This is a genomic window from Enterovirga aerilata (assembly GCF_013044135.1).
GTDB classification, from domain to species: domain Bacteria; phylum Pseudomonadota; class Alphaproteobacteria; order Rhizobiales; family Beijerinckiaceae; genus Enterovirga; species Enterovirga aerilata.
Genome location: NZ_JABEPP010000002.1, coordinates 541,136 through 554,471 on the forward strand (window position 1 = coordinate 541,136; position 13,336 = coordinate 554,471).

Sequence of the window (13,336 nt, forward strand, 5' to 3'; positions counted from 1 at the left end):
CGAGCGGCGCGACCGTTCCCGAGCACCGCGGGAACCATGGCTGAAGCGCAGAGGCGTAACGAAGGCGGCCCCACGCCGCAGTAGGCGCGGCTCAGAACGGCAGGAGCAGCGGGACGAGAACGACGCTGACGATCATGGTCATGAGCGCGAGCGGCACCCCGATGCGCACGAAATCCCCGAAACGATAGTTCCCAGGGCCGAGGACCAGCGTGTTCACGGGAGACGAAACCGGGGTCATGAAGGCCGTCGAGGCCGCGAGCGCGACCGTCATCGCGAAGGGCTGCGGCGAGAGGTCGAGATCGGCCGCAATGGCGAGGGCGACGGGCGCCATCAGCACCGCCGTCGCCGTGTTCGAGATGAAGAGCCCGAGCCCTGCCGTCGCGGCGAAGAGCGCAGCAAGGAGCAGCCGCGGATCGGAGCCACCGACCACGTCCAGCAGCGCCCGAGCGGCCATCTCCACCCCGCCGGTGCGCTGCAGGGCCAGCGAGAACGGCAGCATTCCCACGATCAGGATCAGGCTCTGCCAGTGAATGGACCGGTACGCCCCGGCCATGTCAATGCAGCGGAACAGGCCGAGGAGGAGGCACCCGAGAAGGGCTGCCTGGACGTTCGGCACCACGCCCCAGACCATCAGGATGACGACAAGCGCCAGAACGGCAAGGGCCAGCGGAGCCCGGTGACGGTCGGGCAGCGCCTCCTCCGCTTCCGCCGGGAGATCCAGCAGCAGGAGATCGCTGCGCTCGGCCTGGATGCGCCGGATGGCCTTCCAGCGACCGACAACAAGCAACGTGTCGCCGGCCCGAATCGGCTCGCTCAGGGGAGCAGTGGTGACGGGCCGCGGTCCATGCTTCATCCCGATCACGGCAAGGTCGTAGGTCGTCCTGAACCGCGCCTCGACCACCGTCTTGCCAATCAGGCGGGAGGTGGGCGGAACGACAAGCTGCGCCATTCCGATCTCCTGTGCCACGTCGGTGAACCATTCCCCGGAGACCGGAAGCTCCTCCAGGGCGTGGGTCCGTGCGAAATCGCGGAGGTCGAGACTTCCCTTGCGGAGGTCCAGGAGGAGGACATCGCCTTCGGCGAGAACGGTATCGGCTTGCGGCTGGATGAGCTTGCGCCGGAAGCGGGTGTCACGCTCGATCGCGATGATGTTGATGCCCGCGCTTGCGCGGAGATCAAGCGCATCGAGACGGGTTCCGGCCAGCGGCGACCCGGCCTTTACGCGCAGGCGCCGCTCGCGGCCCGCCAGGCTGTACTCCTCCACCCAGTTCCGCAGCGCGACACACGCGGGGATGTCGGCTGCCCCGCCCGGGGCCAGAAAGCGGCGTGCAAACAGCATGTAGAGGATGGCAAGGATCAGGATCGGCATGCCGAAAGGCGTGAAGCTGAAGAAGCCGAAGCCCGGATAGCCCTGACGCGTCAGCTCCGCGTGGACGACGAGATTCGGGGGCGTGGCCACGAGGGTCATCATGCCGCTCACCAGCGCCGCAACCGACAAGGGCATCATCAGACGTCCCGGTGGAATGCGGGCGGTGCGTGCGATCCGCAGCACGATCGGGATGAAGATCGCGACCACGCCGGTCGAGGACATGAACGAGCCGATCCCGGCGGCGGCGGCCATCAGAAGCGCGACGAGCCGTCCTTCGCTGGCCCGTGCCCGGACGGTCAGCCAGTCGCCGAGCCGCTGCGTGACTCCCGTCCGCACGAGCGCCTCGCCGACGACGAACAAGGCCGCGATCAGAACCACGTTCGGGTCCCCGAAACCGGCCAGCGCCTCGCTCATCGTGAGCACGCCGGTGAGCGGGAGCGCCGTCATCACGATGAGCCCGACCACATCCATGCGCGGGCGGTTCAGCGCGAACATGATGACGGCCGCGCCGAGCAGCAGCAGGACTTGCGCGAGCTGCGACATCAATCACGCACTCCCGCAGGATGCCGCGTAGGAGCGGGCGTTCGGACCGGCACGGCTCATCGCGGCGGGAAAGGTGGGAAACCCGATTTCAAGATGTCTGCTCGCCTACCGCAGCGCCGGCTCAGGCTCTACCAGCATCCGCGCGTGGCGCGGCATTCGATCTTGTGGCGTGCGGCGGGATGCCGATCGGCGTCGGCGGGTTCTCGGCGACGTTGCATGCAGCGCGAGGCTGAACGTCTCCAAGCCGAATCGAGGCAAGCTTCGGGCTGGTAGCGATCTGCACGTCTAAGCATGGTCCGGAGCCGGCCCCGAGCGTCGTGATGAAGCGGACGGCGTAGAGCCCTCCGCGCGGATCGGCCGCCACGGCTCCGAGATGAGCGTACTGCTTTGAGGATGCGGGCGGGCGACTTCGGCCGAAATCTCCCGTGCGTGTGGCGGAGACGGAGGGATTCGAACCCTCGATACGGCTTTTGGCCGTATAACGGTTTAGCAAACCGCCGCCTTCAGCCTCTCGGCCACGTCTCCGTCGGGCGGCGTTCCTCGCATGCCGGCCGCCCTCGCGTCAACGAAGGCGGCCGGCCGCCTTCGCCCTCTCGCGACTTCTCCGGCGCTCAGGTCCGCCGCAGCCCCATTCCGGCGCGATGGGCATCGCAACCGCGGCCCGCTCCGCACTCCGCAGCCACCGCGTTCTGCGCAGCATGGGCCAGAGGACGAACAGGGCAGGAAGGGCCGCTACGCCCCTTGGGCATTCGCACCCGCGCGTGGCGGGCAGCAGCGACTGTAGCCATGTATCCTCAGCGTTTCCGGGCCTTGTTGTCTCTCCCAGGCACACCCGCGGTTTAGGCATGCCGGTCGGGGCTTTTGCGCCCCGAATGTCCTGGGATGTCGGCGCGGAGCATCTCGCGTGGCCCGCACCTAACGGGCTACGTAGGCGTCACTCGGACGAGGTTCTCGAAGCCCCTCCTCTGTCATGGTCTGGTATTTGGCATACCCCATTCCGGGAACGTCGAGCCTGTTCGAAGGCTTCGGACCTGCAGGTCGAATCAGTCGGACAGCCTGCGGCGAGCGAGTCGGCGCCGCTCGTAGTACTTTGCGAGGCGAAGGTGCCGGGAGATTGCGTAGTTAGTCGCGGTGAGAAAGCCGTAAGTGCCGCGGACGAAGTGACGGCGCCCGAGATAGGCCTTGAGGAAAGCAGCGGGGAATTCGACGAAGATCCGCCAGGTCGGAATCGTCACGCCGCGCGCGTGCAGGTCGGCGGCCTGCTGGTCGGAATAGCGGTTAAGCTTGTCGAGCTGGTCGCCCAGAGAGCGCACCGAGAAGTGGTGCAGCTTGTGATGGAGTCGCCCGATCGTCGCCTCCGGCGCAAGCTCCACCCGGTCATGCACCGTCGAGGCAGCGTAGCGGCCGCGACTGCGGCGATAGAGCCGCACGGGCCAGAGCGTGTAGGCGAGCGGGTGCGGCCTCGTCTCGCCCGGAAAGATTTCCGGGATCCCGATCCGGTAGGCGTCCCGGTCAGGTCCGCCCGGCCTTGCGAAGAGCGCCCGGATCTCGGCCCTCAGCTCGGGCGGGGCAACCTCGTCGGCATCGAGGTTGAGCAGCCAGTCGTGTCGGCATTGCTCTTCGGCGAAGCGCTTCTGCGGCCCGTAGCCGGGCCAGTCGTTGTGGATGACGCGCGCGCCGAGCGAACGCGCGATCGCCACTGTTCCGTCCGTCGAGCCCGAATCGACCACCACGAGATCGTCCGTGAGATCACGGACAGCCCGCAGCGTGTCCCCGATCCGGTCCGCCTCGTTCCGGGCGATGACGAAGACCGACAGCGGCAGGCCGCCGCTCACGCCCTCGACCTCCGTGATGCTCTGAGCGGAGCGGTCAGGCCGCGCGCGCCGCCTCGGCGGGGCGGAGCCCCAGGATCCGCCGTGCCTCCTCCGGCGTGGCGACCCGGCGGCCGTGCCGGCGCACGGCGTCGGCAGCGATGCCCACGAGCTCGGCATTGCTCGCCGCAAGCCGCTCCTTGCTGACCCGGACATTGTCCTCGAGCCCGGTGCGGACCGCGTCGGCGCCGCGCGCCAGCGCCCAGTCCATCACGACCGACTGGTTGCGGCCGATCCCGGCAGCCGTCCAGGTCGCATGCGGCAGGATGCGCCTGGTCTCGCCGAGCAGGATGTCGAGGAGGTGCTCCTCCGCAGGCATCGCGTTCTTCACCCCCATGACGAACTGGACATGGGGGCGGTCGTTCATCAGTCCGGCATCGACCAGCCGCCGCGCGGCATGGATGTGGGAGAGGTCGAATATCTCGATCTCGGGCAGGATGCCGTTGTCCCGCATCCTGGTCGCGAGGTCCTCCACCAGGGTCGGGTGGTTCTCATAGATGATGGTCGGGAAGTTGACCGATCCGGTGGAGAGCGAGGCCATGTCGGGCTTCAGGTAGAGCGACGAGCCGCGCGCGGCCTGGTCCCGCCCGCGCCCGCCGGTCGAGAACTGGATGATCATCCCCGGGCAATGCTTGAGAACCCCTTCCTGCACGGCCTGGAAGCGCGCCGGATCGGAGGATGGCGTCTCGTCATCGTTCCGGACGTGGATATGCACGAGCGTCGCCCCGGCCTCGTAGGCCTGGTGGGTGGATTCGATCTGCTCGGCCGGCGTGGTCGGGACGGCCGGGTTGTCCTTCTTGCGCGGCACCGAGCCGGTGATCGCGACCGCGATGACGACGGGGTTCATGGCTATCTCCTGGAATGGATGCCTGGGCGCGCTCACGCCTCGAAGAAGACGGTCTCGTCCTCGCCCTGGAGGCGGATGTTGAAGGTGTAGACCGTATCGTCCCCCCGGCTGCGGCGGGCCGCGATGAGCGTGTGCCGCCGCTCCTTGGGGACGAGAGCGAGAATGGGATCGGTCGCGTTGGCGGGCTCGCCCTGGAAATAGATGCGGGTAAAGAGCCGCTTCAGGAGGCCGCGCGCGAAGACCCCGACATTGATGTGCGGCGCCTGCGTCGTCCCGTCCGGCCCCGGCACCTGGCCCGGCTTGACGGTGCGGAAGGCGAAGAAGCCGTTCGAGTCGACGTCGCTGCGGCCGAAGCCCTTGAAGGCCGTGTTCGCCCCATGCTGCGGAGCCGCCCCGGCGTAGCGGCCGTCCCCGTCCGCCTGCCAGATCTCCAGCATGGCATCGATGATCGGCTCGCCGTCTCCGTCGATGACGTAGCCCTCGATCCGGATCGGATGCCCGACCGCGTCGGGCGTCACGATGTCCTTGGAGAAGATCTCCCGCGTCCCGTATTCGTGCGGTGTCAGCACATAGGCGAAGAACGGCCCGACGGTCTGGGACGGCGTGACGCCGTCCGGGTTCCCTGGCTGGACGCCGTAGCGGCGCGCCTCAGTCATCGTGCGGATCCTCGAGCGGGGTCGCGTTCCGCCCGCGCAGGACGAAGTCGAACTGGTAGCCGAGCGCCCATTCGGGCTCCGTGGTCTCGATGTCGAAGCGGGCGATCAGGCGGTTCCGCGCGCGCTCGTCCGCGATCGAGTTGAAGATTGGGTCGAACGGGAAGAGCGGATCGCCCGGGAAGTACATCTGGGTCACGAGCCGCGTCAGGAAACTGGGCCCGAAAAGCGAGAAGTGGATATGGGCCGGCCGCCAGGCATTCGGATGGTTGCGCCAGGGATAGGCGCCGGGCTTGATGCTGGTGAAGCGGTAGCGGCCTTCCGAATCCGTCACCACCCGCCCCGCTCCGGTGAAGTTCGGATCGAGCGGCGCAGGATGCTGGTCCCGCACATGGATGTAGCGCCCCGCCGCGTTGGCCTGCCAGAGCTCGATCAGCGTATTCGGGACCGGCCGCCCGTCCTCGTCGAGCACGCGGCCGGTCACGACGATGCGCTCGCCGAGGGGCTCGCCGAGATGCTGACGCGTCAGGTCGTTATCCCCCTCCTGCACGGTCTCGTGGCCGTAGACGGGACCGGTCAGTTCCGAGAGCGTGTGCGGGATGATGACGAGGGGCTTGGAGGGCGAGCGCTTCCTCGTGGAGGCGTAGTCCGCATGCAGATAGGGGGGATCGCCCGACAGGCTCTCCCTCGGATAGATCGTCCGGCTCAACCCCGCCTCCCTGGTCCCGCGTTCGAGGCTGCTTTCGCCCCTTACAGAGGCGGACGCAAGCCTCGTCACCGAGGGGCTCAGGCAATCGTAGCGAAACGAGCGAGGTCAGGAAGAGATGGTGCCCAGGGGCGGAATCGAACCACCGACACTGCGATTTTCAGTCGCATGCTCTACCAACTGAGCTACCTGGGCGTCCGGCCCCGGCGCGCGTCCGAAGCGGAGGCCGGGCTTATAGGCGGCCTCGCTCGCTCTGTCCAGCGAGGTCATCGGCCTCGTTCGCGGCAGCTTGCTCCTCGTCCTCGGCCACCGGGATCACATAGGCATCGCTGAGCCAGCGCTGCAGGTCCGCATCGGCACAGCGGGCCGAGCAGAAGGGGCGGAAGCGCGGCGAGCGCGGCGCGCCGCAGATCGGGCAGGCTGGTTCGGTCCTGGGCTTCGTCAAGGCGAGGTTGTCCTTCGGATGGTCCCGCTGACCCGGTCTCTTCCGACCGGATGCACCAGAGGCGGCGGACGGGCCGAAAGCCCCGCCTACTCTCTCCGGTCCCCTCCGATATCTAGGCATGGGGCGGCCGATCCCGCTAGGTTCGCGCCGCGGCAATCCGGGCGGTCCATGATCGATGCTCTGAAGCGAACGGCTTTTCTCCTTGCGATCGTCCTGCCGCTCGCGGGCTGCAGCAGCGAGTTCTCGCTCAACTGCACGACGCCGACGGGGCGATACCTTCTGATGGTGCGACCGTCTCTGCCCTACCTGCCGTTCCCGCCGCCGAGCGTGAAGTGGATCACGACCGCCAACATCTACGACCTGCGGGTGCTCCGATCGGACGATTACCAGGTCCTCGGCGAGCTCACGACGCGCATTGCCGGCTGGCCCAAGGAAGCCGAGCGCCAGAGCTTCGTCGTGAACCGGATCACGAGCGAGTTCGAGACCACGATCCTGCGCGGCAAGACGGCCGAGGAACGCGCGGCCGGCGAGGCCGGGGACGACGTCGTTCTGGAGAAGGTCGTCGGAACCTGCCAGCGGACCTGGCCGCAGCGGCTCTGAGCGCTGCGCGGCCGCGGCCTATTCGCCCTGGGCCCAGGCGCGACGCACGGGATAACCCTCGCCCTCCAGGAGGCAGGCCGTCTCGTAGAGAGGCAGCCCCACCACCGCGCCGTAGGACCCTACTATGCCCAGCACGAAGGCGCCGGCGAGCCCCTGGATGGCGTAGCCGCCGGCCTTGCCGCGCCATTCGCCGGACGCGAGATAGGCGGCAAGCTCGGGCGCGGAGAGGCGTTTGAACCTGACCCGCGTCTCCACGAGCCGCTCGCGAACGCGTCCAGCAGGCGTGCGCAGGCAGATGCCCGTAAAGACGCGGTGCGCCCGGCCTGAAAGGAGTTCCAGGCAGCGGCGCGCCTCCTCGGCCGTTTCCGCCTTCGGGAGGATCCGCCGCCCGACCGCGACGACGGTATCGGCCGCAAGGAGGAAGGAGCCCTCCCCGCTTCCGGCCGCAGCCTCGGCCTTCGCGCGGGCGAGCCGGCGCGCATGGTGGCGAGGCAGTTCGCCTTTCAGCGGCGCCTCGTCGAGATCGGTCGGACGCACCTCGTCCGGAACGAGACCGATCTGGGCGAGCAGCGCCAGCCGTCGCGGCGAGGCGGACGCGAGGACGAGACGGGGCGGCAGGCTGCCGCCTTCCGGATCGGCCGCAGCCCTTTCGGAAACCATTCCCGCTCGACGTCCCTGCACCTCGCTTCGGCCCGGAACTTAGAGAGCCCCGGCGCGCTTGTGAACTCGCGACGGCCGGCACGGCCGAACGGCACGGAGGCCCCATGTCCCGCAATCTCACGCACGCCCTCGTGGAGACGGCGCTGGAGGCCGGCGAGGCGGCCGCGAACAGCGCGGTCACGATCGCCGCGCGCCTGCCGATCCTAGCGCATTGCCTCGTGAGACCCAGCGCGGACGGTCTCGCGGAATGGCATGGCGCCACCTCCGAGAAGGTCGTGGCGGCCTGGGAAGGCGCGATGGAAGCCTGCATGGCCTGGAATGCGATGATGTGGCGCGCGCTTGCGGCCCCGGTCACCCCGGCCGGGATGGCGCACGAGGCCCTCGTGCTGGTCCGGGCGGCCTCGAGGCCCGGTCACGCGCGCGTCCGGGCGAACGCGGCGCGCCTCGGGCGGTACTGATCAGATCTCGACGCGGTCCCCTTCGGCAGGGAGGACGGCGGCCGGCGCCGCATGCTGCCGCCGGAGCCGCTGGTAATGCACCACCCCGAGCGGGATGGTCGCGAGATAGAAGATCGTGATGATGACGAGCGCCTCGAAGGGGAAGCTCACGACGAGACCGAACACCGCGACCGTCATCACGAAGATGGGCAGCACCCAATCGCGCGGAATGCGTTTGCCCATCGTCTTCCCCGAATAGGTCGGGATGGTCGAGACCATGAGGAGCGCGATCACCAGCACGTAGCCGAGGACGACCGGCAGGAACTGCCACTCGGCCGGCCAGCCGAGGAAGTGGAGATAGATCGGCAGGAGCACCGTCCCTGCGCCCGCCGGAGCGGGCATGCCGACGAAGAAGTCCTTCTTCCATTCGGGTCGGTCCGGATCCTCGATCATGACGTTGAAGCGGGCGAGACGCAGCCCGGTCGCGATCGCGAAGATGAGCGCGACGATCCAGCCGAATGCCTTCGCGTCGTGGAGGACGAAGCTGTAGAGCACGAGCGCGGGCGCCACGCCGAAATTGACAAAATCGGCAAGCGAATCGAGTTCCGCCCCGAACCGGGAGGTTCCCTTGAGGAGGCGTGCCACGCGCCCGTCCACGCCATCCAGCAACGCCGCGACCACGATGGCCAGGACCGAAGGCTCGAGCTTGCCTTCGTAGGCAAGCCGGATGGCGGTCAGCCCGAGGCAGAGCGCGACGAGCGTGATGAGGTTCGGCGCGATCACCCGGAAAGGTACCGGCCGGTTGAACAGGCGCCGCCGGGGCTCGACCGGATCCGGGACGAAGGGCTGGAAGATGTCGCTCATGCGGCTTGGCTCGGGCGCAGGCTAGGGGCGCGGGGACCCTCGGACAAGCGAGGGGGCAGGCTCATGACGCGAGATAGGTCCGCGGGGCCTCGTTGCCCAGGATGTCGGCGAGCACCGTCTCGCCGGCGATCGCCTTCTGGCCCACGCCGACGAGCACCTGCGCGGTCGGCGGGAGGTAGACGTCTACCCGCGAGCCGAACCGGATCAGGCCGAAGCGCTGGCCCGTCGTGATGCTGTCACCCTCCTTGACCCAGTCCACGATGCGTCGGGCAACGAGCCCCGCGATCTGCACCACGCCCACCGACACGCCCCCGGTCTCGATCACAAGGGCGTTGCGCTCGTTGTCCTCGCTCGCCTTGTCGAGATCGGCGTTGAGGAAGAGCCCGGGCGTGTACGCGACGCGGATGATGCGTCCCGTCACGGGCGAGCGGTTCACGTGGCAGTCGAACACGTTCATGAACACCGAGATGCGGAGCATCGGGGCCTCCGGCAGCCCCATCTCGGGCGGCGGAGCCGCGTTGGTGATCATGCTAATGCGTCCATCCGCCGGCGAGACCACCAGGCCCTCACGAACTGGCGTCACCCGTTCGGGATCGCGAAAGAAGTAGCAGACCCACAGCGTGACGATCAGCAGGATCCAGAACAGCGGCGCCCAGACGAACCCGAGCAGCACCGCGGCCGCAAACGCGATGGCGATGAAGGGATAGCCCTCGCGGCGGATCGGCACGAAAAGCCGCCGGATCGATTCGTAGATATCGGTCATGTCGCCCTTTGCTGGTGCCGTCCTGCCGGCCCGCGGATCGCAGGCCTCCTCTCCAGAATCAACCGGCCACGCTCACGCGCAGCGAAGGCGCCTCTTGCGCCTGCGTCTGCTGCAGCGTTTCCATGGCCTCGGCCGCCTTGCGCTGCCGGTCCCACATCGCGGCATAGACGCCATCCCTGGCCAGGAGATCGGCATGGGTGCCGCGCTCGACGATCACGCCGCCATCCAGGACGATGATCTCGTCGGCTCCGACGACGGTCGAAAGCCGGTGCGCAATGACGATGGTCGTGCGGTCCCGGGAGACGCGCTCGAGGGCGTCCTGGATCTCCTTCTCGGTGAACGAATCGAGCGCCGAGGTCGCCTCGTCGAGGATCAGGATCGGCGGGGCCTTGAGGATCGTTCGGGCAATCGCGACGCGCTGCTTCTCGCCGCCCGATAGCTTGAGCCCGCGCTCGCCGACCGGCGTGTCGTAGCCTTCCGGCAGCGCGCGCACGAAGCCGTCGATCTGCGCGAGCCGGGCGGCCTCCGCGATATCCTCCGGACGGGCGCCGTCGCGACCATAGGCGATGTTGTACCCGATCGTGTCGTTGAACAGCACGGTGTCCTGGGGGACCATGCCGATCGCCGCGCGCAGGCTTGCCTGCTGCACCTCCGAAATGTCCTGCCCATCGATGAGGATGCCCCCGCTCGTCGGCTCGTAGAACCTGAACAGGAGGCGCGAGATCGTCGACTTGCCGGCTCCCGAGGGGCCCACGATAGCCACCGTGCGCCCGGCCGGCACCGCGAAGCTGATCCCCTTCAGGATCGGCCGGGCGGACGTGTAGGCGAAATGCACGTCCTCGAACCGGACCTCGCCCTCCCTCACCACGAGGGGCTGCGCGCCCGGCCGGTCCTGGATCTCGGGATGTTGCTCGATGATCCGGAACATGTCGTCGATGTCGATGAGCGCCTGCTTGATCTCGCGGTACAGCATGCCCATGAAGTTGAGCGGGATGTAGAGCTGGACCAGCATCGCATTCACCAGCACGAAGCTGCCGACCGACGCCCTCCCCGCCATGATGTCGCGCGCAGCGAGCAGCATCACCACCGTCATTCCGGCCGAGAAGATCACGGCCTGTCCCGAATTCAAGACGGCGAGGGACGTGTAGGTCTGGGTGGATGCCCGTTCGTAGCGCTGCATGGAGCGGTCGTAGCGCTCGGCCTCGCGGCGCTCCGCACCGAAATACTTCACCGTCTCGTAGTTCAGAAGCGAGTCGACGGCCCGCACATTGGCGTCGGTATCGGAGTCGTTCATCTGCTTGCGGATGGAGATCCGCCACTCGGTCGCCTTGTAGGTATAGGCGAGATAGACGGCGACCATCACGACGACGACGGCCGAATAGAGCCAATCGAACTCCCAGGCGAGGATTCCGATCACGAGCGCGAACTCGACGATCGTCGGGATGAGCTGGAGCACGAAGAGGCGCGAGAGTTCCTCGATGCCGTTCCTCCCGCGCTCCAGCACCCGCGTAAGCCCGCCCGTCTTGCGCTCCAGGTGGAAGCGGAGCGAGAGCGCATGCATGTGCTCGAAGGTCTTCTGGGCGAGCCGCCGCACGGCATGCATCGCGACCTTGGCGAAGAGACCGTCGCGCACCTGCGTCAGCAGCGCCTGAAGCGCGCGGGAGACGCCGTAGACGACGGTCAGCGCAAGCGGCGCCCCCCAGGCGCCCCAGGGCAGCCCGGCGATCCAGTCCGGCAGGCTCGCGGCCTCTCCGGGTCCCCCCTTCCCCGTCGCGAGCACGAGCGCGTCCGTGGCCCATTTGAAGGCGAAGGGCGTGACCATGGTCACGCCCTTCGCGATCAGCAGGAGGCCGAAGGCGAGGAATACGCGCCGCTGCAGCTCCGGCCGGCCCGTCGGCCAGAGATAGGGCCACAATCTGAAGAGCGTGGCGACGAGGCCCGGGCGCGGTTGCGGCGCCTCGATGGCCGAGGGTGGTGCGAGCATTCGTCCTGTCCGGTAGGCCCGGGATATAGGTCAGGGCGCGCCGCCTTGCACCTGCCGCCCCCCACCCAGGGTGACCATCAGCGCGTCTTCGCCGCCTCGTCGGCCGGAAGCACGAAGACCTGGCCCGGATAGATCAGATCGGGATTGCGGATCTGCGGCGAGTTCGCTCCGTAGATGACGGTGTAGCGGAGGCCGCGTCCGTAGACGCGCTTGGAGATGCGCCAGAGATTGTCGCCGCGCGCGACGATGGCCGTATTGACCTCGGGTACGACGACCTGGCCGGGATCGGCGAGGGCGATCGCGTTCGGAGAGGCGGCCGCCTGGGGCGCTGCCGAACCCGAGGAGGATCCTCCCCGCCCGGTCCCGGGCTGGAGCCCCGCGACCACGGAACCCGGGGCAGGGGCGCGCTCCGGCTGCCGTCCCGTGAGGTCGCCGGTGTGCGGCGAGCCCGGTGCCGTGGAGCCGGCAGAATCCGTGGCCCGGCCCACGGGGGCGCCGGCGACCGCGACCGGCGGCGGAGCCGGCACGGTGAAGGGGACTTCGGCGCGCGATTTCACGGCGCCTGTCACGGGATCCACATCGTCCAGGCGGATGCGATAGTCGCCCGGCTTGATACCGCGCTCGATGGAGAAGGACAGGCGCCCGTCCGGGCCCGTCCCGCTCGGCGCCACGAAGGCATCGTTCAGATAAAGACGGATCGTCGCGCCGGGTGCGGCTTGGCCGGAGATGAAGAGCCGACCCGTCCCTTCCGTCTCCACCGTGGCGATGCGGATCTCGGGCCGTTTGGCCGGAGCGGATGGCGCTCCCGCGGGAACAGCTGGCGCAGCGGAGTTTCCCGCGGCGGCGACGGCCGGAGTCGAGGCGGCCGGTTCGTCCGGCTTCGACAGCACGATGGTCGGCTGGTCGGGCGCCGTAACCGTCACGAGCGGCGTCTGCTTCCGGTCGGGTGCGATCACGACGGTCACACTCTGCGCGGACCGCATGCGGCCGCCCTCCGACGAGGTCGCCTGGAGTACGATCTCATGCGAGCCGGCCGGAAGAGGCGGGGGCACGAAGGCGAAAAGTCCCGACGCGTCCGCGACCACGCGCGCGAAAGGCTGGCCGTTGCGGAGGAGCTCGACGGTCGCACTCGGCGCGGCGCGCCCCGCGATCACGCTCTCGCCTGTGGGCTCCACCCGGACGACGTCGAACGAAGGAAGCTTGGGCTCGGACGCGGCCGCCTCCGCGGGTTTCGCCGCCTCGCCTAGCTTCGGACCCTCCGCTTGCCCGGCACCGACCGGAGCGGCCTGCCCCGGGGCCGGTTGAGGCGGGAGAGCCGCGGATTGCTGCGCCGGCGCCGCCGGAGCGGTGACCGCCCCGGACGGCCGGCTACCCGGAGGATCCGTCCGGGGCGCCTGCTCCACGGTCCGACCGGCGATCTGGGGTGGCGGCGCGGCCGTGCGCTCGCGGGAAAAGTGCCAGCCCAGCCCCGCGGCGAATGCCAGAATCGCCAGGACCGAGATAATCGTCCTGGCGGGACCCACGCTCATGTCGTTCCCAATCGCACGTTCGGCTTGGAAGCTTGCACTCTCGTCTACAAGTTACGACCGGAAAC

Annotated in this window: 13 protein-coding genes and 2 tRNA genes; 2 read left to right on the forward strand and 13 right to left on the reverse strand. The window is 68.6% G+C overall.

Going from position 1 to position 13,336, the window contains the following annotated elements:
* Positions 1-91: 91 nt before the first annotated feature.
* From HJG44_RS07905 to HJG44_RS23630, 8 genes are all read right to left on the reverse strand, one after another.
* The gene (locus HJG44_RS07905; RefSeq protein ID WP_246736107.1) at positions 92-1,912 is read right to left on the reverse strand and encodes an SLC13 family permease; all 1,821 of its coding nucleotides are present in this window, start codon (positions 1,910-1,912) and stop codon (positions 92-94) included.
* A gap of 432 nt (positions 1,913-2,344) precedes the next feature.
* Positions 2,345-2,437, reverse strand: a tRNA-Ser gene (locus HJG44_RS07910).
* A 518-nt stretch (positions 2,438-2,955) separates the two neighbouring features.
* The gene (locus HJG44_RS07915; RefSeq protein WP_171217334.1) at positions 2,956-3,747 is read right to left on the reverse strand and encodes a glycosyltransferase; all 792 of its coding nucleotides are present in this window, start codon (positions 3,745-3,747) and stop codon (positions 2,956-2,958) included.
* 34 nt (positions 3,748-3,781) lie between these two features.
* Positions 3,782-4,630 (reverse strand): 3-oxoadipate:acetyl-CoA acetyltransferase, encoded by an 849-nt coding sequence (locus HJG44_RS07920; RefSeq protein ID WP_171217800.1) that lies wholly within the window; start codon positions 4,628-4,630, stop codon positions 3,782-3,784.
* 32 nt (positions 4,631-4,662) lie between these two features.
* Positions 4,663-5,286 (reverse strand): protocatechuate 3,4-dioxygenase subunit alpha, encoded by a 624-nt coding sequence (gene pcaG / locus HJG44_RS07925; protein WP_171217801.1) that lies wholly within the window; start codon positions 5,284-5,286, stop codon positions 4,663-4,665.
* Entirely contained in the window at positions 5,279-5,992 is a 714-nt protein-coding gene (gene pcaH / locus HJG44_RS07930) for a protocatechuate 3,4-dioxygenase subunit beta (RefSeq protein WP_171217802.1), read from the reverse strand. The genes pcaG and pcaH overlap by 8 nt, the downstream gene beginning before the upstream one ends.
* 116 nt (positions 5,993-6,108) lie before the next feature.
* Positions 6,109-6,184 (reverse strand) — tRNA-Phe (locus HJG44_RS07935).
* Positions 6,185-6,221: 37 nt separating this feature from the next.
* Positions 6,222-6,434, reverse strand: a complete 213-nt coding sequence (locus tag HJG44_RS23630; protein WP_246736108.1) for a DNA gyrase inhibitor YacG — start codon at positions 6,432-6,434, stop codon at positions 6,222-6,224.
* A gap of 168 nt (positions 6,435-6,602) precedes the next feature.
* Between HJG44_RS23630 and HJG44_RS07945 the strand changes: the two genes are divergently transcribed.
* Positions 6,603-7,034, forward strand: coding sequence for a hypothetical protein (locus tag HJG44_RS07945; RefSeq protein ID WP_171217804.1), 432 nt, complete (start codon positions 6,603-6,605; stop codon positions 7,032-7,034).
* 18 nt (positions 7,035-7,052) lie between these two features.
* On the opposite strand, the gene HJG44_RS07950 is transcribed toward HJG44_RS07945, so the two are convergent.
* Positions 7,053-7,694 carry a Maf family nucleotide pyrophosphatase gene (locus tag HJG44_RS07950; protein ID WP_171217805.1) on the reverse strand — a complete coding sequence of 214 codons (642 nt, stop codon included), beginning with the start codon at positions 7,692-7,694 and terminating at the stop codon, positions 7,053-7,055.
* A gap of 104 nt (positions 7,695-7,798) precedes the next feature.
* Between HJG44_RS07950 and HJG44_RS07955 the strand changes: the two genes are divergently transcribed.
* Positions 7,799-8,152: a hypothetical protein gene (locus HJG44_RS07955; protein WP_171217806.1), complete on the forward strand. Its 354-nt coding sequence runs from the start codon at positions 7,799-7,801 to the stop codon at positions 8,150-8,152.
* On the opposite strand, the gene pssA is transcribed toward HJG44_RS07955, so the two are convergent.
* The 4 genes from pssA to HJG44_RS23635 all read right to left on the reverse strand — a co-directional run bounded on the left by pssA (position 8,153) and on the right by HJG44_RS23635 (position 13,271).
* Complete coding sequence (gene pssA / locus HJG44_RS07960) at positions 8,153-8,995, reverse strand: CDP-diacylglycerol--serine O-phosphatidyltransferase (protein ID WP_171217807.1); 843 nt, start codon at positions 8,993-8,995, stop codon at positions 8,153-8,155.
* A gap of 61 nt (positions 8,996-9,056) precedes the next feature.
* Positions 9,057-9,758, reverse strand: coding sequence for a phosphatidylserine decarboxylase (locus HJG44_RS07965; RefSeq protein ID WP_171217808.1), 702 nt, complete (start codon positions 9,756-9,758; stop codon positions 9,057-9,059).
* Between the two features lie 58 nt (positions 9,759-9,816).
* Positions 9,817-11,742: an ABCB family ABC transporter ATP-binding protein/permease gene (locus tag HJG44_RS07970; protein ID WP_171217809.1), complete on the reverse strand. Its 1,926-nt coding sequence runs from the start codon at positions 11,740-11,742 to the stop codon at positions 9,817-9,819.
* A 77-nt stretch (positions 11,743-11,819) separates the two neighbouring features.
* Complete coding sequence (locus tag HJG44_RS23635) at positions 11,820-13,271, reverse strand: LysM peptidoglycan-binding domain-containing protein (protein WP_246736109.1); 1,452 nt, start codon at positions 13,269-13,271, stop codon at positions 11,820-11,822.
* Positions 13,272-13,336 lie beyond the last annotated feature (65 nt).